This is a genomic window from Myxococcus hansupus (assembly GCF_000280925.3).
GTDB lineage: Bacteria > Myxococcota > Myxococcia > Myxococcales > Myxococcaceae > Myxococcus > Myxococcus hansupus.
Genome location: NZ_CP012109.1, coordinates 3,335,458 through 3,358,321, shown reverse-complemented (window position 1 = coordinate 3,358,321; position 22,864 = coordinate 3,335,458). Strand labels below are relative to the sequence as shown.

Annotated in this window: 11 protein-coding genes; 3 read left to right on the top strand and 8 right to left on the bottom strand. The window is 68.9% G+C overall.

Annotation, left to right across the window (positions count from 1 at the left end):
- Positions 1 to 12 precede the first annotated feature (12 nt).
- The 5 genes from nadD to A176_RS13100 all read right to left on the bottom strand — a co-directional run bounded on the left by nadD (position 13) and on the right by A176_RS13100 (position 4,565).
- A complete protein-coding gene (gene nadD, locus A176_RS13120) occupies positions 13 to 585 on the bottom strand; it encodes a nicotinate (nicotinamide) nucleotide adenylyltransferase (protein ID WP_044889119.1) in 573 nt (190 codons plus the stop codon).
- Position 586: 1 nt separating this feature from the next.
- Entirely contained in the window at positions 587 to 1,258 is a 672-nt protein-coding gene (locus A176_RS13115) for a hypothetical protein (protein ID WP_002638475.1), read from the bottom strand.
- A 3-nt stretch (positions 1,259 to 1,261) separates the two neighbouring features.
- The gene (locus A176_RS13110) at positions 1,262 to 2,443 is read right to left on the bottom strand and encodes an exo-beta-N-acetylmuramidase NamZ family protein (RefSeq protein WP_002638476.1); all 1,182 of its coding nucleotides are present in this window, start codon (positions 2,441 to 2,443) and stop codon (positions 1,262 to 1,264) included.
- Between the two features lie 38 nt (positions 2,444 to 2,481).
- On the bottom strand, positions 2,482 to 3,768 hold the full coding sequence (locus A176_RS13105) for an adenylate/guanylate cyclase domain-containing protein (protein WP_002638477.1): 1,287 nt from the start codon (positions 3,766 to 3,768) through the stop codon (positions 2,482 to 2,484).
- Positions 3,769 to 3,836: 68 nt separating this feature from the next.
- The gene (locus A176_RS13100) at positions 3,837 to 4,565 is read right to left on the bottom strand and encodes a tetratricopeptide repeat protein (protein WP_002638478.1); all 729 of its coding nucleotides are present in this window, start codon (positions 4,563 to 4,565) and stop codon (positions 3,837 to 3,839) included.
- A gap of 75 nt (positions 4,566 to 4,640) precedes the next feature.
- Between A176_RS13100 and A176_RS13095 the strand changes: the two genes are divergently transcribed.
- Positions 4,641 to 7,046, top strand: a complete 2,406-nt coding sequence (locus A176_RS13095; RefSeq protein ID WP_044889118.1) for an endonuclease MutS2 — start codon at positions 4,641 to 4,643, stop codon at positions 7,044 to 7,046.
- 96 nt (positions 7,047 to 7,142) lie between these two features.
- Here A176_RS13095 and A176_RS13090 read toward each other — a convergent pair whose 3' ends face one another.
- On the bottom strand, positions 7,143 to 8,696 hold the full coding sequence (locus tag A176_RS13090; RefSeq protein ID WP_002638480.1) for a glycosyltransferase family 87 protein: 1,554 nt from the start codon (positions 8,694 to 8,696) through the stop codon (positions 7,143 to 7,145).
- Between the two features lie 18 nt (positions 8,697 to 8,714).
- The gene (locus tag A176_RS13085) at positions 8,715 to 10,145 is read right to left on the bottom strand and encodes a methyltransferase domain-containing protein (RefSeq protein ID WP_226994394.1); all 1,431 of its coding nucleotides are present in this window, start codon (positions 10,143 to 10,145) and stop codon (positions 8,715 to 8,717) included.
- Positions 10,146 to 10,375: 230 nt separating this feature from the next.
- On the opposite strand from A176_RS13085, the gene A176_RS13080 reads away from it, so the two are divergent.
- Complete coding sequence (locus A176_RS13080) at positions 10,376 to 11,671, top strand: flavin-containing monooxygenase (RefSeq protein ID WP_021780924.1); 1,296 nt, start codon at positions 10,376 to 10,378, stop codon at positions 11,669 to 11,671.
- A gap of 14 nt (positions 11,672 to 11,685) precedes the next feature.
- Here A176_RS13080 and A176_RS13075 read toward each other — a convergent pair whose 3' ends face one another.
- A complete protein-coding gene (locus A176_RS13075) occupies positions 11,686 to 12,450 on the bottom strand; it encodes a thioesterase II family protein (RefSeq protein WP_044889117.1) in 765 nt (254 codons plus the stop codon).
- A gap of 388 nt (positions 12,451 to 12,838) precedes the next feature.
- Here A176_RS13075 and A176_RS13070 point away from each other — a divergent pair, with 388 nt between their 5' ends.
- A complete protein-coding gene (locus A176_RS13070; protein ID WP_002638484.1) occupies positions 12,839 to 22,858 on the top strand; it encodes an SDR family NAD(P)-dependent oxidoreductase in 10,020 nt (3,339 codons plus the stop codon).
- Positions 22,859 to 22,864: the final 6 nt, after the last annotated feature.

The following is a 22,864-nucleotide window of genomic DNA, read 5'->3' as shown; positions in this document are numbered from 1 at the left end:
CAGGCCCAGGCGTCAGGGCGCGGGCTTCAGGCCATACAGGCCGTGCTCGCGCGCATAGGCGATGGCCCGCGCGGGCACCAGCTCCGCGGGCGCCTCACCTCGCGCCAGCAGGTCGCGAATCAACGTCGAGGACACCTCGGCCAACGGCGGGCCCACGGTGCTGGGCGCCGGGTAGCCCGCGCGGTTGAGCACGATGACCCGCGACAGCTCCTCGATGCGGTGGAAGTCCTTCCAGTGCGGCAAATCCCGCAGGATGTCGCTCCCGATGATGATGGACCACCGGATGTCGGGATGCCGGTCCACCAGCAGCGTCAACGTGTCCACCGTGCGCCCCGAAAGCCCTGGCTCCTGCTCGACGAGGCTCGTCTTCAGCCAGCCCGACGTCTCGGCGCAGAGCGCGTCACACATGGCGACGCGGTGCTCGAAGGGCTCCATCTGCTTGCCGAACGGGTGCTGCCAGGACGGCATCAACCAGACCTCGTCCACGCCCTGCGTCGCGTGGACGTAGGTCGCGGCCATGAGGTGGCCCACGTGCGGCGGGTTGAACGAGCCTCCGAGGATCGCGACCTGCACGGCGGGCCTCACGTCACTTGAGGGACAACTTCGGGGACTTCTTCTCCAGCACCACCGTCTGGGGCTCCAGCACCACGTGCCCGTCCAGCCGGAAGGCGGAGAAGCGCAGGTTCCGGTCCACCTTCTCCAGCAGCGCGCAGGTCTGCTCGGCAGCGCCTGTCAGCCGTCCCGGCGTGAGGAAGAAGCGCGGCCCGATCTGAACCACCTTGGGCTCCGGCTCCTTGCCGTGGACGAAGACCAGCGCGTTGAGCAGGTCATCGCGCGTGAGGTCGTTCTTGTCGTGGACCACGCAGCACAGCGTGTCCCCGACCAGGTCCATGGCCTTGTTGTTGATGGAGGGGTCCCGGAACTGGAGCGACTCGCGCTCGGGCACCCGGACGAAGCGCTCCATGACGAGCCGCCGGTCGTCCTCGGACGACACATCCGTCGGGGCCTCCGCGCGTGACGGCGTCCGCGGGAGCGCATCCTGGCTCCCGAGCCAGCTCGTCACGTCCGCGAGAAAATCCGCGTCCGAGTACTCCCGCCCGCCCCGGCTCTTCTGGCGCCGCCACAGGACCCATTCATCCAGGTCCGTGTAGCGCGCGCCCGTGAACAAAAAGCGCCGCGCCCCCTTGGAGCGCAGCAGCTCATAGGCCGCGTCGAAGGCTTCGAGATCCCCATGACTGTCGGAGAAGACGCCAATCACCGCTCAAGCGTATAGCAGGTAGGGCGTCCTCTGCCGCGCGAACATTTCCGTCTGCGCGGAGAAACCCTCCAGCAGCCTGTCCAACGGCCACCCCGCCTCGATGCCCCGGCGGACCTGGTCCGTCCCACAGAGCAGGTCGAAGGCGGGAACGTCCTCGACGAACTCGTACGCGTCCGCGCGCCAGCCGAACTGCCCGGGCCCGATGTCATGCAGCGCCTGGAAGATGGCGACGCCGGTGCGCAGCGGCTGGAACACCCGCCGGTCCGTCACGTGGATGAAGGCGCCGTTGCAGGACTGGCCCGTGTACTTGTCGAACGTGGGCGTGAAGCCCACGGCCCGGAACGCCACCCCTGGGAGGTCCTCCTTCGCCAGCCGCGCGAGCAGCGCGTCCGTGTCCACCCATGGCGCGCCGAACTGCTCGAAGGGCCGGCAGGTGCCACGGCCCTCGGAGACATTGGTGCCCTCGCCCAGGCACATGCCCGGGTACACCAGCGCGGTGTCCGGCGTGGGCATGTTCGGTGACGGGGAGATGAACGGCAGCCCCGTCTCGTCCCAGAACTGGCCCCGGCGCCAGCCCTCGCACGGCACCACCGTCAGCTCGCAGCCGAAGCCCTCCTGCGCGTTGAACAGACGGGCCAGCTCGCCCGCCGTCATGCCGTGGCGGTTGGGCAGCGCGTACAACCCCACGAAGGAGCGGAACCCCTCCCCCACCAGGTTGCCTTCCAGGGCCGCGCCGTTGAGCGGGTTGGGCCGGTCCAGCACGTAGAAGGGCACGCGCGCCTGGGCCGCGGCCTTCATGGCCAGCGCCATGGTGTAGACGTAGGTGTAGTAGCGGCTGCCCACGTCCTGGATGTCGAAGACGAGCGCCTCCAGCCCCTGGAGCGACTCCTGGCGCGGCGACAGCGACTCGAAGGTGGAGCCGTAGAGGCTGAACACCGGCACGCCCGTGCGGCGGTCCTTCGCCTCGTCCACGGCGACCATGTACTGCGCCTCACCGCGGATGCCGTGCTCCGGACCGAAGAGCGCCGCCAGCGTGACGCCCTCCGCGCCGGCCAGCAGGTCCGCCAGGTGGCGGAAGCGCGAGTCCACGCTGGTGGGATTCACGATGGCGCCCACGCGCTTGCCCTTCAGCGAGGAGAAGCCCTGCTCGACCCACACGTCCAGTCCCGTCTTCACCTTCGTCACGGCCTTCCCTTCCTCAACCGGCCCCGAGGGCCTGAACGTCAACGGTCCTTGAAGCTCTTGAGCGCGCTCTCCGCGGCCACCTTGGAGTCGCACTTCGACAGCCCGAAGAGCCCTGTCCGAGAACCGTCGTCAGGGCCGCCGTCCGACTTCAACCGCTCCAGCGCGCGCACCGCCCGCTTCAACTGGAGCTTGCCCGCGGTGGACGCGGCGTCCGAGCGCACGTCGCACCGCGCATGCTCGAACAGGTCGACGACGCGCTTCTCCGCGTCGGCACTGCCCGCCTTCACGGCCAGGGCGTAACTCTTCAAGGCTTCGTCCGGCTTGCCCGTCGCCTCCGTCAGGCGGCCCAGGAGGAAGTGACGCCGTCCGGAGTCCTCCTCCCGCAGGATGACGGCCCGAACGTCCTTCGCCAGCGCCGCCCGCTCGTCCTCCGGTGCCCGCTCCACCGCGCTGATGGCGCGCAGGGTCGAATCACCGCTGAAAGACAGCGCCAGGATGCCCACCAACAGGAGCACCGCCCCCGCGCCCAACGCCACCCGGTTCTTCGCCACGGGCTCCGGCAGGGCCACCATGGCGCGCGAAAAGAGCGAGCCCCCCACGGTGCGAGCCTGACGCCCGAGCACCGCGGCCTGCTGCCCCAGCACCGTGGCGCCCGCCGCCGCGCGCTGGCCCAGCCCGGACAGGTCCACCGGCTGCGACTGAGATGACGCCTCCGCCGCCACGCGCGCCAGGGCCAGGTTGCCGAAGGGCGGCACCGACTCCGCGCCCGGCGCCTCGGCGATGGCGCTGGCGGCGGGGGCCTCCACGCGGTACGGCGCGCGGGGCACGTGGAAGACGCGAATCTTCCCGGGGATGCCCTTCAACTCGTAGGCGCCCACTTCCTTCGACGGAACCTCGGCCTTGTTCATCGCCAGGTAGACGGCCTCGGTGAAGTACACCTCGCCCGCCTCGGCGATGCCCTCCACCCGGGCGGCGATGTTGACGGGCTCACCGAAGATGTCGTTGCCGTCCAGCCGGACCTCACCCACGTTGATGGCCACGCGGACGTGAATCTGCTCCGCCTCCTCCATCGTCCGGTTGTGGTGCCACAGCCGGTCCTGGATGGCGATGCCACTGAGCACCGCCTGGGTGGGCGACTCGAAGGTGACGAGGAACGCGTCACCGATGGACTTGACGATGCGCCCACCAAACGCCTTGAACAGCGGCGACAGCAGGGCACCGTGGACCTGGAGCAGGCGCTGGTTCTCCTCCAGCGTCTGCCGGCTGGTCCGCTCCGTGAAGCCCTTGATGTCGGTGAAGACGATGGCGAGGTTGGCGGTCTTCAAAGCCCGCGCAGTGTATGCGCCACTGCCCGAGGTGCAATCGCAACCGCGTTCCCAGAGCCCGCCCGCTGTCAGCGACGTGATGGTTTGAGTTCGCGCATCCGCTTCTTCGGTGGCGCTTCCATCGACTTGCGCACCCGCTCCGCGAGCTGGGGCCGCCCGGTCCGCGCGTAGAAATCCGCCAGCCGCCGGAGCACCAGGGGGCTGGACGGCTGGTAGTCGCGCGCGGCCAGCAGCTCCTTCTCCGCGTCCAAGGGGCGCTCCTGCTTCTCCAGCACCTCCGCGAGCAGGAGGCGCACCTGCACCCACTCGGGCTTGAGGCGTGACAGGTAGCGGTAGTGCATCTCCGACTTGAGCGTGTCACCCAGGTCGAACCAGAGCATCCCCAGCCGGAGGCGGGCGTCCTCGTAGGAGCCGCGCAGCTTCACGGCCTGCTCGTACGCCTGCACGGCCTGCCTGCGGTCATCCCGCTCCTCCCACAACAAACCCCGCAGGTACCAGGCGCGGGGATTATGAGGGGCTTGCTGGAGGGCGACGTCCAGGTGGGCCTCGGCTCGCGCCAGCGCGCCCCCTGTCTTCAACAAGAGCCGGGCCATCTCCAACCGGGGCAGCTCCCAGGCGGGCTGGGCGCCAATCAGGGCGTCCAGCGCGGCGATGGCGCCCGCATCGTCCCCTTCCGTCTCCAGGGACAAGGCATCCGGCAGTGAAATCACGGGGCGCGCGGGGGCCCGCGTCAGGGCGGAAGACTCCGCCGCGTCCGCCGCGCCCGCCACCAAGGCCACCAGGATGACCCACCTCATGTGCGGCTGATAGCAGAGCCAGGCGGGGCGTCTCAATAGATCCTCTTGACGGCCGAACGGCCGCGCATGAAACCCATGACTGTGCAGATATCGCAAAGAACGCTGGAAGACCTTGGCTTCTCCGACGTGCTCCGCGCGCTGGCGCAACGGTGCAGGACGGAGCCCGGCAGAGAGCGAGTGCTCGCCCGGCCGTTTCTCGACACGCCGGAGGAGGTCACGGAGGCCCTGGCCCTCGTCACCGAGGCCCGCGCCCTCTCCCAGGAGCAGTTCTCCCTCCCCCTCGGCGGCGTGACGGACCTGCGCACGCCCCTGGGCCACGCCGCCAAGGGCGGCATGCTGGAACCCCGCCAGCTCATCAACGCGGCCCAGCTCCTCTTCGCCTTCGCGCGCACCCGGGAGGCCCTGGACGAGCGCAAGGCCCGCGTCCCCCGGCTCGTGGAAATCTCCCGCCGGATGCCCGCCCTGGAATCGATGGCGCGCCGCATCGACCAGTGTTTCGAACCGGACGGTGAGATTTCCGACCGCGCCAGCCCCGAGCTCCGCGAGGCGCGTGACCGGGCGCGCGGCCTGCACCGCCGCATCAAGAGCCGTCTGGACGAGCTGCTCCACGACGAGACCTTCACGAACAAGCTCCGCGAGAACTACTACTCGATCCGCAACGGACGCTACGTGGTGCCGGTGGTGTCCAACTACCGCTCGGAGGTGGACGGCATCGTCCACAACGCCAGCCAGACGGGCCAGACGCTCTTCATGGAGCCGCAGGCCATGGTGGGCCTGGGCAACGACCTGGCCATCGCCCAGTCGGAAGTCACGGAGGAGGAGCGCAAGGTGCTCCAGGCCCTCAGTGAGCTGTTGGGCGGCGAGTCGGACCGCATCCTCGAAGGCATCGACGCCGTCGCGGAGCTGGACGAAGTCGAGTCGGTGGCCATCCTCGCCTCCGACCTGGGCGCGAACACGCCGGAGTTCGTTGACGTGGCGGACCTGCAGCTCCGCCAGTTGCGCCACCCACGGCTGGTGCTCAAGGGCGCGGAGGTCGTCGCCAACGACGTGACGCTCTCGGGAGACGCCAAGGCGCTGGTCGTCTCCGGCCCCAACGCGGGCGGAAAGACGGTGACGCTGACGGGCGTGGGCCTCTGCGCGCTGATGCTGCGCGCCGCGCTGCCCATTCCGGTGGCGGAGGGCTCCCGGATGCCGCTGTACCGCTCCGTCCACTCCACCGTGGGCGACGCGCAGGACCTGGAACAGGGCCTGTCCACGTTCAGCGCGCACGTGGTGATGCTGCGCGACATCATCGGGGCCGTAGGCGAAGGCTCGCTGGTCCTCATCGACGAAATCGCCGCGGACACCGACCCGCGCGAGGGCGCGGCCATCGCCATCGCCGTGCTGGAGGAGCTGATGTCCAAGGGCGTGGTGGTGCTCGTCACCACGCACCTCGAGGAGCTCAAAGCCCTGGCCCACATGGACCCGCGCTTCCTCAACGCGCGCGTGGGCTTCGACTCCAAGCGCATGGCCCCCACCTACCGGCTGCAGATGGGTGCTTCGGGCCAGTCGTCGGCCATCGAAATGGCGGCGCGCGTGGGCCTGCCCACGAACGTGTGCGAGCGTGCCCGTGAACTCTCCGTCAACGCCGGTGGCCCGCTGAGCAAGGCGCTGGCGGCGGCCGAGGAGGAGCGGCGCAAGCTCTCCGAGGAGCTGGAGCGCGCCCGCGTGGCGACGAACGAGGCCGAGGCGCTCCGGGCCGACCTGGAGAAGCAGAAGCAGACCTTCGAGCGGGAGCGCCGCGCGAAGATGATGCAGTTCAACGAGGACGTGCACTCGGCCAGCGAGCACGCCGCGGCGGAGGTGCAGAAGCTGCTGACGAAGCTGCGCGCCGAGCAGAACGAGAAGGCGCTGGCCGAGGCCCGGCAGCAGCTCCAGCAGCGCGCGGACGAGGCGAACAAGCGCGCCCTGGCCGCCAGGGCGGAGCTGTTCCAGGTGGAGGCACCGGGGCCCGCGAACCTGAAGGTGGGCGCGTGGGTGCACCACTCGGGGTTGAGCCGCGACGTCGAAATCCTGGAGCTGGTGGACAGCCACGCGGTGGTGTCCGCGGGTGGCGCGCTGAAGATGCGCGTGCCCATCTCGGAGCTGTCGGGCGCGCGCACGCGCAAGCCGCAGCAAGCGAAGTTCCCGGAACGGCAGAAGCAGGAAGCCTCCCTCAAGCGCGCGGCCTCGGCGGCGCCCGCGGAGGTGGAGGCCACGAACTTCCGCTGCGACGTGCGCGGCATGCGCACGGACGACGCGCTGGCGGAGCTGGAGTCCTTCCTGGACCGGGGCATGCGCAGCGGCGAGGAAGCCGCGCTCGTCATCCACGGCCACGGCACGGGGGCGCTGAAGCAGGCCATCCGTGACTACCTGTCCGCCTCGCCCTACATCCGCATGTACCGCCCGGGCGAAGGCCACGAAGGCGGCGACGGCGTCACGGTGGTGGCCCTGCGGGCGTAGCCAGAGGCCACGCCGTCCCGACACCGAAGCATTCGGGGCCGGAGGTTGCTGGAAACAGCGGCCTCCGGCCCTTCGCTTTGATGGACGGGAGCGCCGTCACGCCGCCAGCGGCACGGGGGCCTTCTCTTCTTCCACGTCGGGCGCGCTCGCCTTCAGCGCGATCCAGAAGCCCGACACGTACAGAATCGTCTGCGCCACCAGCGTGAAGGCGACCATGGGGCCGACGACAGGCGGGCCGTAGATGGAGATGAGCACCCAGCCGGCGATGAACGCCACGCGGCTCCGGGTGCCCAAGCTCCGCAGCGGTGCGTACGCCGCCATCAACCACACGCCACCCACCGCGCAGTACGTCCATGGGGCGAAGGGGCTCCGGAAGGACGCGAGGCTCAGCAGGGCAATCCACACCACCACCTGACTCAGCCGGAAGCGCGACCCCTGTGCACCGCTGGCCTGACGCCGGGCGAGCCGCAATGACACCCGCACCACGAGCGCCAGCAGCAGCAGCGTGTAGAGCGTCATGACGGTGCGGGCGACCACGAGCGGGTCCGCGATGTCCACGCCCACGAGCTGCAGCTTGAAGGGCAGCCCGAACGGCGAGTAGTTCACCAGGATGGCGGGCACGAAGTTCCACACGAAGTCGAACAGCTCACCGCTGGAGATGCGCGGGACGTCGTAGGTGATGTAGTCCACGAAGGGCTTCGGTCCGAGCACCGCGTACGCCACGCCGGAATACACGAGCCCGAAGAACGCGGACCACGCCGCCGCCTTCCACCGCCGCTGGAGGAGCAGGTAGATGCCCAGCAGGCCGGGGAAGAGCTTCGACAGGATGGCGAACGCCAGCAGCGCGCCGCCCAGGGCCTCGCGCTTTCGCTCGAAGCAGATCATCGCCCCCAGGCACAGCGCGTAGATGAGCAGGTGGATGTTCCCCAGTTGGATGTTCACCAGGGTGGGCAGCGACAACCAGATGACCGGTGTGAGCACCCCAAGCCACGCCCCTTCCCTGCCCCCGACCCAGAAGGCCACCGCCAGCATCGCCATCAACGCCGCCGACGCGTAGAAGACGTACCAGCCCGTTCGCAGCGCGAAGAAGTCGCCGCTCATCGCGAGCATCAACTTGGGCAGCAACAGGAACTGGGGCGGGTACGCATAGAAGTCGCGTTCGAGCGGCGCCACCGCTGGCAACACCGCCTCCATCTCTGGCGACTTGTAGTGGCTCAGGATGTAGAGGTTCTCCGTCCCCAGGTCCGCCAGCACCGCCGCGCTCAGGTAGCCGGACAAGCACGTGTGCTTGACCATGAACTCCACCATGGGGGCCAGCGAGTACTGCTTCAGGTTCGGGTCGGCCATGAAGACACCCAAGCGCCCCATGAGCACCACCACCAGGACGCAGGCGACGGCCCAGAAGGTGAACGCGGTCCGGGACCAGCCCTGGAGGATGGCCACCCAGGAGGCGGGCACCTTCGGAACCAGCACATAGAAGAGGCCCGCCCAGGCTCCCAGGGCCGCGAGCAGCAACACGGCGAGCGGCGCGCCCGTCAAGGACAGGAGCACGGCCAGCAAGGGCGCCAGGACTCCGGCGATGAAGCCCGCCATGAAGCCCGAACGGGCGTTGAGCGAGGCACGAAACGGAGAGGTGGACGCAGCGGACATGGCGAGGCGCTCTCGGGCTTACGGCGTGGCGGACGGAGGAACAGTCTTCTCCAGCACGAAGGTGACGTGCGCGGAGAACGGCGCGGCGTGGCGGTTCCGCTCCAGGAACCGCTCCACGCCCCAGAGCCATCGATAGGCGAACTCCGGAATGAAGTCGGGCAGGAACGTGCGGTACTCCGTCTTCACGAGCGTCCACCCTTCGCGGAACCGGCCTTGCGGCGCCTTCAGCCAGACCTCGGTGCCGTCGTCGATGTCCTTGAGCAGCGGGAAGACGTAGCTCATGTAGAAGCGGAACAGGGGGTTGTTCACGTTCATCTCGTGCACCACGAAGCGCCCCCCGGGCCGCAGCACCCGGCGGACCTCCTCGAACGCCTGCTGCTGGTGCTCCACCCCGGGCAGGTGGTGGATGACGTTGACGGCATAGACGAAGTCCTGTGAGGCGTCCGCGAAGGGCAGCGCGGAGATGGAGCCCTGCCGCACCCCGCCGGCATCCTCCCCCAGGTACATCCGGGCCTGCCGCACCTGGTTGTCGGAAAAGTCGATGCCCTCCACCACGTAGCCCTGACTGCGCATCTCCTTCAGGTACCACCCCTGCCCGCAGCCCGCGTCCACGCCTCGGACGTACTGCTCGCGAGGAAGGTGGTGCAGGTTCAGTTCGATCTTCCGGTTCAGCAGGCGCACGCGGATGTGCTCGGGGACGTTGGCACGGTACGCATCCGCGATCAGGTCGAAGTGATTGGCGTCCTCCTGCCGGCTCGCGAAGAGGCGGCGCAGGCGCAGCAGCCCCCAGAGCGCGGCCAGGATGACGAGCCAGTAGGTGAAGGCGCGCACCAGCGCCACCGCGAAGACGGCCTTCTCCACCGGCACGCCCCCGTCCATGAGCAGGGCAATCATGCTCCGGCCCACGCGCAGGAAGCCCGGCAGCGTCACGGAGGCGGCGCCCTCCGCGTGACTGGCCGCGTAGATGCGCAGGGCCTCCACCATCGCGGTGTCCACGCCGAATGACTGGAGAGCCACCCACAGCGACAGGCCCGTCACCGCCCAGATGAGCACCGCGAAGCCCTGGGCGAAGAACAGGCTGGTGACCAGGGGCAGCAATCCCACCGCGCGCTCCTGGCTCTTGCTGGGGAACAGCGCCAGCGCGAACGCCCCCACGCCGAACACGAGCGCCGCCGCGCCAAGCAACGGGACGGTGGACACCCGGGCCAGCAGCACGATGGCCACCGCGTCCGTGGCGAGATCCGCCGCCAGCAGGAGCCCTGCGCGCAGGAAGCGCGCGCGCAACGGCGCGATACGCAAGACATACAGCAGATAGAACGGCGTCAGGTTACCGATGAAGGCGGACAGGAACGCGAAGAACAGCTTGCGGCTCGGGGCAAGCACGTGCCCGGCCCGAAGCAACACCATCCATTTGAGATACCGCCCCGTCAGGTTGCACGCGGTCAACACCGCGCTCAAACCCACACATGCGGAAAGGGAAAGCGGCGATGCGATCTCGAAAATCCCCAGCACGCATCCGGGGATCTGATACTCATGAAAGGTGTCCAGCGAATTGACAATGGCAAGCCCGACACCAAGCAGTATCAGGACCGCCACCAAGGTTTGCACCCAGATACGCTTCATGACACACTCGCCCGCCTTTTAGACCATTCCCAATCCATACTGCGACTATCACTGACATGAGCGGGAATCAAACCGGTCAGACGTTTTGTATTATTGGCGCTGGCGCCGCGGGACTGGCTGTTGCAAAGGCATTCAAGGCGGCCGGACTGCCCTTCGAGGTGCTGGAGTCCGCCTCCGGGTTGGGTGGCATCTGGGATGCCGCGCGCGCGGACTCGCCCATGAGCCGCAACACGCACATCATCGCGTCCAAGACCATCCAGGCGTTCCCGGGCTTCCCCATGCCCGCCACGTACCCGGACTACCCCAGCCATGCGTTGGTGTTGGACTACCTGCGGGCCTACGCGCGGCACTTCGGGCTCGAGCCGCACCTTCGCTTCAACACCCGCGTGGCGCGCATGGAGCCGTCCGGCACGGCCTGGCGCGTGGAGGTGGAAGGCGAAGCACCGCGCGAATACGCCGGCGTGGTGGTGGCCACCGGGCATGACCGCCTGGCGCGCGTCCCCCGCTTCCCTGGCGAGCCCACGCTCCAGGTGCTGCACTCGCAGGACTTCAAGCACCCGCAGCAACTGTGGAACAAGCGCGTGCTCGTCGTGGGCGCGGGCCAGTCCGCGGCGGACGTCCTCTGCGAGTCCGCCATGAACGCCGCGCGCACCTTCCACAGCACGCGCCGGGGCTTCTACTGCATGCCCAAGTACCTGATGGGCCGGCCCACCGACACGCTGCTCCAGCTCCGGGCCCCCACCTTCCTGCGGCGCGTGGCCTATGCCCTGTTCTTCGGCTTCCTCAAGCGCCGCTCGCGCGCGCTGGGCATCCCCATTCCCGCGGCGGAGCGAGGTCTGGTCATCCCCATCCTCGGCGACCAGCTCCATCACCACTACACGCACGGCGACATCCACCATAAAGGAGACGTGCTGCGCGTCGAAGGCGACCGGGTGTTCTTCGATGACGGGACGGATGAGCAGATCGACGTCATCTTCCTCGCCACGGGCTATCAGCCCTCGTATCCCTTCATCGACCGGAAGCACCTCAACTGGCCGGAGAGCGCGCACCACCCTTCGCTCTACCTGCACATCTTCCCGCCCGAGACCGACATGCTGTTCGTCGCGGGGCTCGTGCGCCCCGTGGGCGCCCACTGGGACATCTACGAATCCCAGGGGCAGCTCATCGCGGCCTACCTGCAGGCTCGGACCCGAGCACCCGACAAGGCACGGCACCTGGAGCGCGTCCGCCGTGGCCCTCAACCGGACCTGCTCGCGGGCATCCACTTCTACAACGCCCAGGAGTATCCCCTGGTCGTCGAGAAGCAGGAGTACCTGCACCACGTCGGCAACCACCTGCGGAAGCTGGGCTGACGCGCCCCGAGCCCTCACCCGGCGACCTCGAGATGCCCAGGCACATGGGCCTGGAGCTCTCGGCGGAGGCCCGCGATGAGCGCGGCTCGCTGCTCGTGCAGATAGAAGTGCCCGCCTGGGAACAGCTCCACGGCCTGGAGCCCCGGCGCGACCTCGCCCCAGGCTCGGAGGCTTCCGGGCGTCACCCGGACGTCGTCTCGCCCGCCGTAGACGTAAAGGGGGACGTCCTCCAGGGTGGCGCCGCCGTATGCGTAGGTATCGAAGAGCTCGAAGTCGGCGCGCAGGGCCGGCAGGAACAGGGACACCATCGCGGGATCGGCGAAGACCTCCTCGGGCGTGCCTCCGTAGTGGCGGAGCTCCTTGAGGAACTCGGCGTCGGGAAGGTTCCACATCGGCCGATGCCGCCGAGGGAGCTGGGGCGCCGCCGCGGCGCTGAGGAAGAGCGCGCGCGGCCCCGGCTGACCGGCCCGACGCAGGTGCAAGGCCAGCTCGAAGGCCAGCAGCGCGCCCATGCTGTGACCGAAGAAGGCAAAGGGCAGATCCTGAAGCGCGGACAGCGCCCCCGCCGTGGCCTGGACCAGGGCCTCCGCCTGACGAATGGGCGTTTCACGAAGCCGGGCGCGCCGGCCCGGAAGTTCCACCGCGCACACCTCGATGTCGTCCGCGAACGCGTCCTGCCACCGGCTGTAGATGGACGCACCGCCCCCCGCGTACGGAAAGCAAAACAGCCGTAGTCGCGCCGTCGGGATCGACCGACGGTAGATCCATTTTTCACGCATAGGGGGGAGGCAAATGGATTGTGGCCCATTCGCACGCAGTTGATTCAGTATTCCGGCGCCATTCCGGTGGGTCAACGCCAATCATGATCAATGATTGACGCAACACGTCAATTCAAGAAAAGCGTGCGTTCGTTCACGACGACACCCAAACGGACCCGACGGCACGTATCAGAGCAATGTCAGACCTATCGCTTACGTTATTCCCACTGGGGCATGTCATGCTGTGGATCCCCCCACGCGATTCACGTTCCATGTTTCACGCCGCCCCTACCTGGTGAGTCCGAGGCCTCGAGGCCCCCACGCTCGCAATCACTCCACCGCACCGAGGGCAACGCCAGACTGCCCGACTGTCCCCGCATCGTTGATGACTTCGCGAGATCGAGCAGCCTTGAGTCACACCACCGACCCCACTGGGTTGGCTGACCTCCGCCTGGATGCCGCCACGGCGGTCATCGGCATGGCGTGCCGCTTTCCCGACGCCCGTGACGCCGCCGCGTTCTGGAGCAACCTCCACGCGGGCCACAACTCCGTGACCGAGGTCCCCCCGGAACGGTGGGACGTGGGCCGGTGGTACTCGCCGGACATCACCGCGCCGGACCGCTCACCCAGCCGCTGGGGCGCGTTCCTTGGCGACTTCGACCGCTTCGACCACGGGTTCTTCAACGTCTCGCCCCGGGAAGCGCGCAACATGGACCCGCAGCAGCGGCTGCTGCTCGAGGAGACCTGGCACTGCATCGAGGATGCGGGCGTCTCCGTCCCTGCGCTGACGCGGGCGCGTACCGCCGTGTACGTGGGCGCGATGGCGATGGACCACTACCAGTCCGTCTATGCCCCGGGCGTCGAGACAGAGGGCCACGCCTGCGCGGGTGCGTACGCGTGCATGCTGGCCAACCGGGTCTCCTATCACCTGGGGCTGAGGGGCGAGAGCCTGACGCTGGACACCGCGTGCTCGTCCTCGCTCGTGGCGCTGCACCAGGCGCGGCGGGCGCTGCTGCTGGGTGAAGCCGACTACTGCCTCGTCGCGGGCGTGAGCCTGGACTTCAGCCCCTGGAAGTACGTCTCCTTCGGCAAGTCGCGGATGCTGAGCCCGACGGGGCAGTGCCGGACGTTCGACAAGGACGCGGACGGTTACGTTCCAGGAGAAGGCGTGGGCGTCCTGCTGCTGCGGCGGCTGACGGATGCGGAACGGGACGGGAACGCCATTCACGGGGTCATCCGCGGCACGGCCGTGAATCATGTGGGACGCGCGGCCTCGCTCACCGCGCCGCGTGCGGACGCGCAGCGCGACGTCATTCTCGCGGCCTGCCGCGATGCGAACGTGGAGCCCTCCACGCTCACGTACGTGGAGGCGCACGGCACCGGCACGTCCCTGGGCGATCCCGTGGAGGTCTCCGCGCTCACCGAGGCCTTCCGCACCAGCACCGACCAGCGAGGCTTCTGTGGCATCGGTTCGGTGAAGACCAACATCGGGCACCTGGAGGCGGCGGCGGGCGTCGCGGGGCTCATCAAGGTCCTGTTGATGATGCGGCACGCGTGGATCCCCGCCACGCTGAACCTCCAGACGCGCAACCCACTCATCGACTTCGACGGTTCGCCCTTCGTCCCCGTGACGCAGGGACAGCCGTGGGTCCGTGCCAACGGCGCCCCCCTGCGGGCGGGAGTGAGTTCCTTTGGCTTCGGCGGGGTGAACAGCCACGCCGTGGTCGAGGAGTACCGTCCGGCCGCCCCACCCGCCGTCCCTGGTCCAGACGACGCTCCGTTCGCGTTCGTCCTGTCCGCGCGAACGGAGTCAGGGCTTCAAGCCCTGCGCCGGAGCTGGGCCGAGCGCTGCCGGGCGGAGGACTTCGATGCCGTGGCGCTGCGCGATGCATGCCTGACGCTTCAGTCGACCCAGCGCGGCTTCAAGCACCGTTTCAGCGCGGTGGTGCGGACGCCCGCGGACTTGGTGGAGAAGCTGGAGAGCGACACCTTGGGGGCGCGCGTTCCGGTGGCGAGTGGACCATTGACGCTCGTGTTCGGGGCCCTGCCCGACGGGGGACTCTCCGCCGCGAGGAGCCTGTACGGTCGGGATCCGCTCTTCGAGAAAGCCCTCGACGCGCGAACAGGGGCGCTGCTGGAAGCGGGGAACCTCGCCTCCATGGCGGCGCTCCTCGACCTGCCGGCGGTCCCCGAGGAGTTGCGGCCGGCCTTGGCCTTGTGCGTCCAGGGTGCCTTCGCGGAAAGCCTCGAGCAGTGCGGTGCGCCGTTCCGGAGGTTCGCCGGAGAGTCCCTCACAGCCCTCGTCGCCGCAGGCGCTCTCCCCTTCGATGAAACGCTTCGGGCCGTGCTTCCGGGTGGCGGCGGGGCTCGGGTCGAACTCCGGCGGCCCCTGGTTGCGTGCCTCCATCCGCTCACGGGCGAAGCCCTGCTGCCGTGGGAAGCGGACAAGGAGCGGCTTCAAGCGCTGATCGACAGCGTGCACGTCGGCTCGGAGGACGTCCGGCGTTCGGTCTCGGATGCACGGCTCTTGTTCGGTTCGCAGCACACGTTCTCGCGGCATCTGGAGGAGTGGCGAGCACCCCTCGTCACGGTGAGGCGCGACCTCGATGCGTTGCTGGCGGGGCCCTCACCTTCGGATGAACGCGTGGCAGGGCTGGTGCTCGCCACGGCACGCCTGCGGGTCGATCGGAAGTGGAGCCTTGCTGGCACGGGCCCTGTCGACAACGCCGCGCTCGTGGCACTGGCGGCGCTCGTGGCGGATGGACATCTGCTTCATGACGAGAGCCTCCGCCTGCTGCTGTCGCCACGGAGCGCCGAGGACCTCGCCACGATGGCCCAGGCGCTCGCCCGGCGTCTGAACGAAACGAAGGCACAGGGCCCCTGCCTCGCGGCACGCGGCCCCGGAGAGCCGCTCCGGGATGCCACCGGTTCGGTGCTCGTGTCGTCGCTGATGGACGCGACGCCCGTCTCCTGGCCCGACGTGGCGGGTCCGACACTCGCGTTGGGAACGCCTCGGGCCCCCGTCTCTCCGGCGACGCACGTGCTCGCGCTCGACGGGGATGTGGCGGGCACGAAGCTCAAGGTGTTGACCGCTCTGTGGCGGGCCGGCGCGGACATCGATTGGGAGCGGCTCGCAGACGGCTGTCCGTACCGGCCGTTCCGTCTTCCCGGCTACGTGTTCGAAGGTCCTCGGTTTCCTCCGGCTCGCACCACGTGGCCCGACCCGCACACCGCCGCGCGGGCTTCCGACACCCTCGTCCCGGTCCCTTTGGAGCCAGCCTCCATGACGCCCCCCTTCACCGATGCCGCGCAGCACGCCACACAGCCGATGGAAGGCACCTGGCGGCCGGAGCACCCCATCATCCGGGACCACCGCATCACCGGGCATCTGCTCGTTCCTGGTGCCGAACTCCTGCGCGCCGCGATCGTGGCGGCCCGTCGGACAGCGCCCGCGGCCGCCGTGCTGAGTGGCGTGTCGTTCCACACCCCCAAACTCATCGACGCCGAGCGCCCCTACACCGTCGACACCGAAGTTCCCGGGCGCTTCGTGGTGCGGACCGCGGACACGCAGATCTGCACGGGGATGGTGGCACTGGCGACCGCCGAGTCGTTGACTCGCAGCCAAGAGCCCCTGCCCGAGCCAGGAGTCGAGGCAGTCACGGCCCAAGAGCTCTATGCCCGGCTCGCGGAGGCTGGGTACGACTATGGCGACAGCCTTCGCGTCATCCGGCGAGTCCAGTGGTCGGGCGGCCGCTTCGTCGCGCAACTGCGCGGAGCACCTGACACGGGCGCGGTTGATGCGGCCTTGCTCGATGGTGTCCTCCAGTGCGTCGTCGCGCACGCAGCGCTTTCGGGGCGCGGCGGCCAGGGCACCCTGCTGATTCCGTACTTCATTCAGCGGCTCCAACTGTCCGGTGCGCTCCGCGGTGACGTCACGGTTGAACTCCGCGACACCGCCGTCCGCGAACAAGGTGCCGACCTTCGAGCCGACATCAGGGTCCGCACACCGGGTGGCGGCGAGGTCCTCGAACTGGAAGGCGCCGTCTTCCGGCGAGTCTCGAAGGACTTCCTCTCCGCCACGGAGCCGCTGCGAACCGTCCCACGAAGTGGGCCTTTGGAAGGTGCGAGCCTCTACGCCCCCAGGTGGTTGGCCACCGAGCCCCCTGCTCCCGGCCCCATCTCCCAAGGCGTCTCACTGCTGCTCCTTCCACCTGGAGCAGATGCCCACGCGCTGAAGGGCGTCCTGGCGGAGCTGGGCGAGGTCATCGTCGCGCGTGCGTCCTCGGACGCGCACCCGGGGGAACAGGCCTTCGATCCAGAAGACCCCACGGCCTGGTCACGGCTGGTGAGCCACGCGTCGAACGCCGCCACCCCATCGGAGGTGTCCCTTCGCATCTACAGCCTTCTCGCGGCGGGTGACGCGACGCCCGCCACGGTGGATGAACTGTGGGGCGCCCAAGCGCATGGCGCCCGAGCGCTCTTCCTGCTCGCGAAGGCCGCCGGCGCATCGCGCTTCAAGTCGGTCCGCATCGCCATCTCGGCCCCGAACGGGTTCTCCGTGCAGGCAGGTGACTCCGTCCGTGGACACGCATCCGCGAGCCTGTTGGGTGCGGCGCGAACCCTGGCGCTCGAGTATCGGAAGCTGCGCCCAGTCGTCATCGACGCCGGGCAGGACGGTTCGGATGACGTCTCCGTGCTGCGGCTTCTTCGCCAGGAGAGCCTCGCTGCCTCGGATGCAGAACACGTCGTGGCGTACCGGGACACTCGCCGCTTTGTCGCCAGGGTCGCACGCGCGGAGACGACCTCGCGCGACGTGGCCTACCGCGAGGGTGGCGTGTTCCTCATCGTCGGCGGTGCTGGAGGCTTGGGGCGAAAGACGGCGGCGCACATCGCGCGGCGGACGCGCGGCGCTCGAATCGCGCTCGTCGGTCGCTCCCCTGCCTCTGCGGCCATCTCAAGCGCCGTTCAGGAACTGCAGGGACTCGGTACGGGCACACAGGTCCGCTACTTCGCCACGGATGTCACGCAGCCGGAGGCGCTGGCGGCGAGCCTCGCGGAGATTCGACAGGCGCTCGGCCCGATTCGAGGCGTCATCCACTCGGGCGGCGTCCTCGAAGACCGGCTCATGTTCTCCAAGGACGCGGCCTCGTTCGACCGCGTGCTCCGCCCCAAGGTCCTGGGGGCGTGGCTGCTCGACCGGCTCACGGCCACCGACCCGCTGGACTTCTTCATCGCCTACTCGTCCGTCGTGTCCGAGCTCGGAAACGTCGGACAGGTCGACTATGCGGCGGCGAACGCCTTCCTCGACGCGTTCATGGACTTCCGGCGAGCCCAGGGCCGGCCGGGGCGCAGCCTCTCCGTGAACTGGACCCTCTGGGCGGATGGGGGCATGGGTCGGGATGCCCATGCCATCGAGCAACTCGCCGCCCGGGGCATCACGGCGTTGGAAGACGGGCCCGCGTTCGCGGCACTCGACGCGGCGCTGACCAGCCCGGAGGCGCGCCTCATCGTGCTCGGTCCGGGAACCGCGCATCCCTTCGGCGAGCGGCTCCTGGATGACCACACCGTTCCCACGCGTGCCGCGCCCATCACTGGCGATGGCGAATCGATTGAAGCCTCGCTGCGCCAGCTCTTCGCGGAGCGGCTCGAGGCCGATGCCACCACGCTCGACCGCACGGAGTCCTTCTTCGCCCTGGGTGTCGACTCCGTCATGGTGAAGGACCTCATGCGGGAGCTGGACCGTACCTATGACGGTCTGTCCCCGACATTGCTGTTCGAGCGCTCCAACCTCCAGGAGCTGGCGGCATACCTGTCGACCAGGCCCGTGAAGACGACGACGCCCGAGGCCCCCCGTCCCGCCACACCGGAAGTTCGTCACGTCGACGCGCCGCTTGCCCACGCGAAGACACCGGACCGCGCCATCGCCATCATCGGCATGAGCGGCCGGTTTCCGAAGGCGCCGAACCTCGATGCGTACTGGAGCAACCTGCTCGCGGGCCGAGACTGCATCACGGAGGTACCCGCCGACCGCTGGGATGCCCAGCGCCACTTCCACCCCGACCCGGCGAATCCGGACACGACCTATGGCCGGTGGGGTGGCTTCATCGACGACGTCGACAAGTTCGACCCCTTCTTCTTCAACATCGCTGTCCGGGAAGCGGAGCAGCTCGACCCGCAGCAGCGGCTCTTCCTGGAGAGTGCATGGGAGACCGTGGAGCACGCCGGCTATGGCAACCGCAGGCGACTGCGGGACGCCAACGTGGGCCTCTTCGTCGGTGTGATGTGGAACGAGTACTCCCTCGTCACCGCCGAGCAAGGTGCCTTCCGCGACCGCTATGCGGGGCCGGGCTCGCTCTACTGGCAAATCGCCAACCGCGTCTCCTACTTCATGGACCTCACCGGGCCGAGCGTCGCCATCGACACGGCGTGTTCGTCGTCGCTCACCGCGTTGCACCTCGCCTGCCAGAGCCTGTGGGACGGGGAATGCGGAATGGCGATTGCCGGTGGCGTGAACGTCTCCCTGCATCCGTTCAAGTACGTCTACCTGGGGCAGTTGCGCTTCCTGTCGACGGACGGGAAGTGCCGGAGCTTCGGCGACGGCGGCACGGGCTACGTGCCCGGTGAAGGGGTGGGCGCCGTCCTGCTGAAGCCCCTGGACCAGGCCCTGAAAGATGGCGACACCATCCACGCGGTGATTCGTGGGACGTCGGTCAACCACGGAGGCCGCGCGTCCGGGTTCACCGTGCCGAACCCCAACCAGCAGGCGGCGTTGGTGGAGGCGGCTTTCGAGCGCGCTGGCGTCTCGCCCACCGATATCGGTTACGTGGAGTGCCACGGCACGGGGACTTCGCTGGGAGACCCCATCGAGCTTCGGGGGCTGACCCAGGCGTTCCTCAAGCGCGGAGCACCGGGCGGTGCGCCGGTCTGCGCCATTGGCTCGGCGAAGTCGTCCATCGGGCACCTGGAGAGCGCCGCCGGTATCGCGGGGCTCATCAAGGCCGTCCTCACCCTTCAGCACGGAAAGATTCCTCCGAACCTCCACAGCCGGGTGAAGAACCCGAACATCGACTTCGCGTCGGGTCCCTTCTACGTCGCCGAGCAGGTGCTCGACTTCCCCATGAAGGAAGGCTCGCGCTTCGCGGGACTCAGCTCCTTTGGCGCCGGGGGCTCGAACGCGCATGCCATCCTGCAATGGTCCTCGGCGTGGAACACCCCCAGCACCGAGGAAAACGCGCCCGAGCTGTTCGTCCTCTCCGCGATGAATCCATCCCAGCTCGGCCTCTTGTGCCGACGCCTGCGGGATGCGCTGTCCACTGATGGCACGACGCACTACGCCCTGCGGGACATCGCCGCCACACTCGCGACCGGCCGGCTGGAACTGGCCGAGCGCCTCGCGCTGGTCGCGAGCACGCGCCAGGAGCTGCTGCGCAAGCTGGATGCGGCGCTCGCCAGCGAGGGACTGGAAGCCTCGGGGGTCGCGCGAGGCCATGCGAAGCCCGGCGGTGGAGAGAGGACCCGGCTCGCGCAGTGGATCCAGCACCGGGAGCTGGTCCCCTTGGCGGAACAGTGGGTGCGCGGCGCGCCCGTCGACCTGAGCGCGCTGTTCGAAGACCGGCGCTGGCGCAGGGTCGCCCTGCCCTCCTATCCCTTCGAGCGGCGGCGGTGCTGGATTCCTCCGGCCAGCGACACGCCATCGCGGGCGCCTGCCGCCACGCTCCATCCCCTCGTTCACTCGAACGTTTCGACGCTGCGGGAACAGCGCTTCGCCACGGCGTTGACGGGCGAGGAGTTCTTCCTCGCCGACCATCTCGTCGGTGGACGCAAGCTCCTTCCCGCCGTTGCCTCCATCGAAATCGCGCGTGCAGCCGCGGTCCTCTCTGGCGAGAGCGCCCACACGCTTCGCGACTTCGTCTGGATGCGCCCCCTCGTCGGAGACACGTCGGGCTGCCGATTCGATGTGCGACTGACCGAGGGCGACACGGACCTGGAGTTCGCCCTCGTAGGCGCAGCGGAGGACGGTGACACCGTGTTCGCGCGCGGCCGGATTCTCACCCAGGCAGCGCCGAACCCGCCGCCGCCCGCCGTCGACTTGCGGGCCCTGCGTGCGAATGCCACGAAGACGCTGAGCCGTGACGCGGTGTACGGGAAGTTCCGAAGCCTCGGCTTCGACTACGGCCCCACGTTCCAGTCCATCGTCGAGGTCTCTCGCACCGGCCAGGATGCCCTCGCTCGACTGGAGCTTCCGCCGGGCGCCGTCTCCGCAGCGCTCCCATTGAATCCCGCCCTGCTCGACGGCGCGCTTCAGACAGCGCTGGTGCTGCTCGATGACGGGGGCGATGGACGGAGCCCACCCCTTCCGTTCGCGCTCGGCGCGGTGGAGGTCCACAAGACTCCGACCGGGCAATGCTGGGCGTGGGTGCGGCGAAACGCGGCCCAGCGGCTCGAGGTGTCGCTCCTGGACGAATCCGGGCAGGTGCTCGTGTCCATGCGGGACCTCGTGCTGATGCGTGCGCAGGCGGAAGCTGGCGGCACCGTTCCCACGGCGCAAGCCGCGCCTCTGAAGCCGACGTCGGATGCTGCGCTGCGCACGCACGTCGAGGAGCAGCTCCTGGCCGTGTATGCGGAGCTGCTGAAGGTCTCCGTGGAGGAGCTCGACCCGGAAGTTCCCGTGAGCAACTACGGCGTCGAGTCCGTCATGATGATGACGGTCCTCAACCGCGTGGAGGCGCTCTTCGGCAAGGCGGTGGAACCCAACGCCATCGTCGAGCACCCCGCGGTCCGCGACTTCGCGACCCACCTCATCGAGGAAGGTGTGGTCACGGCGGCCCGATTGAACCCGGAACCCGCGCCCGTGAAGGCGCCCCCGTCTCGGCAGGAGACGAGTGCTTCGCCGCTGTGGCCCATCAGCCCGGCGACAGCGGCGGCCGCCCTTCCGCCCCAACGTGTTGCCATCACGGCTCCGACTGGGAAGGAACGGCGGATCGCGGTGGTCGCCATGTCGACCCGGCAGCCGATGTCCTCCAACCTGGAGGCGTTCTGGCGCAACCTCGTCGCGGGGCGCCGACTCACGCAAGAAGTCCCCCGGCAGCGACTGGAGGACCTTCAGCGAACGGGCAGTCTGCCGGGCGATCTGGAGCACATCCGCTTCGGCGGATTCGTCGAAGGCATCGACCTCTTCGATGCGGGTGCCTTCGGCATCCCCGACGCCGATGCGCTCCTCATGGACCCACAGCAGCGCATCCTCCTGGAGCTCAGCCGGGAACTCTTCGATGCCGCCGGTTACCGCGATGCGGAGTTGACCGGAAGGCGCGTCGCGGTCTTCGTCGGTGGCGCGGAAAGCGCGTACTTGCGCCGCCACCGCGCGAGCGTCCCCGATGCGTCCGCGGGCCGGATGGTCCTCAGCACCATCCAGAACATGCTCGCCGCGCGCATCTCGGACCACTACGGCTTCACGGGCTGGTCCCAGACGGTGGACACGGCCTGCTCGTCATCCCTGGTGGCCATTCACCAGGCCTGCCGGAGCCTCATCGAGGGTGAAGCGGAGATGGCCGTCGCTGGGGGCGTCGAGCTCATCATCGACCCGTTCTACTTCACCGGGTTTTCGCGCGCGGGCGTCCTCTCCGACAGCGCGAACTCCTATGTCTTCGACGAACGCGCGAACGGATTCGTCCTGGGCGAGGGAGCTGGACTCGTGCTGCTCAAGCCCTATGAAGCCGCGCTTCGGGACGGAGACCGCATCATCGCGCTCATCGCCGGGTCGGCCGTCAACAACGATGGCCGCACCATGGGGCTGACCACGCCGAACCAGGAGCGGCAAACGGAGCTCATCACCGAGGCCCTGCGCGTCAGCGGCCTGAAGCCCACCGACGTGACGTACCTGGAAGCCCACGGGACTGGCACCTTGCTGGGTGACCCCATCGAGGTCCGTGCGGCGACGCGCGCCTTCGGCCGTGGCACGGAGCGCTGGTGCGCCCTGGGCAGCGTGAAGTCCAACGTCGGTCACGCCCTGCACGCCGCGGGTGTCGCCGCGTTCCTCAAGACGGCGCTCGCGGTGGAGCGTGGCCTCATCCCCGCCACCTTGAACTGCGACCGTCCCCACCCGCGCTTCCGCTTCGAGGACTCACCGTTCCGCCCCAACACGGAGACCTCCTCGTGGACCCCCGCGAGCGGCGTCCGGCGCGCGGGAATCAGCTCCTTTGGATTCGGGGGCACGAACTGCCACGTGATCCTGGAGCAGTTCACCCGGGAGGGGGCGCCCCAGACACGGCAGCCCCTGCCCGAGACGCGTTTCCAGCGTCGCGCCTACTGGCTCGGACGCGCCGGCGAGGAACGGCTGTCGCGACACGACCTCCTTCTCCGGCTGAGCCGCGGAGAGCTGACACCCGATGCCGCGCTCGACCTGCGGCGCCAGATGCGCACCACCGACTGACGAGAC

What these genes read in the sequence shown, in the direction of transcription:
- A176_RS13080 (WP_021780924.1), top strand. Translation starts at nt 10,376, where the DNA reads ATGAGCGGGAATCAAACCGGTCAGACGTTTTGTATTATTGGCGCTGGC.
- A176_RS13100 (WP_002638478.1), bottom strand. Translation starts at nt 4,565, where the DNA reads ATGAGGTGGGTCATCCTGGTGGCCTTGGTGGCGGGCGCGGCGGACGCG.
- A176_RS13095 (WP_044889118.1), top strand. Translation starts at nt 4,641, where the DNA reads ATGACTGTGCAGATATCGCAAAGAACGCTGGAAGACCTTGGCTTCTCC.
- A176_RS13075 (WP_044889117.1), bottom strand. Translation starts at nt 12,450, where the DNA reads ATGCGTGAAAAATGGATCTACCGTCGGTCGATCCCGACGGCGCGACTA.
- A176_RS13090 (WP_002638480.1), bottom strand. Translation starts at nt 8,696, where the DNA reads ATGTCCGCTGCGTCCACCTCTCCGTTTCGTGCCTCGCTCAACGCCCGT.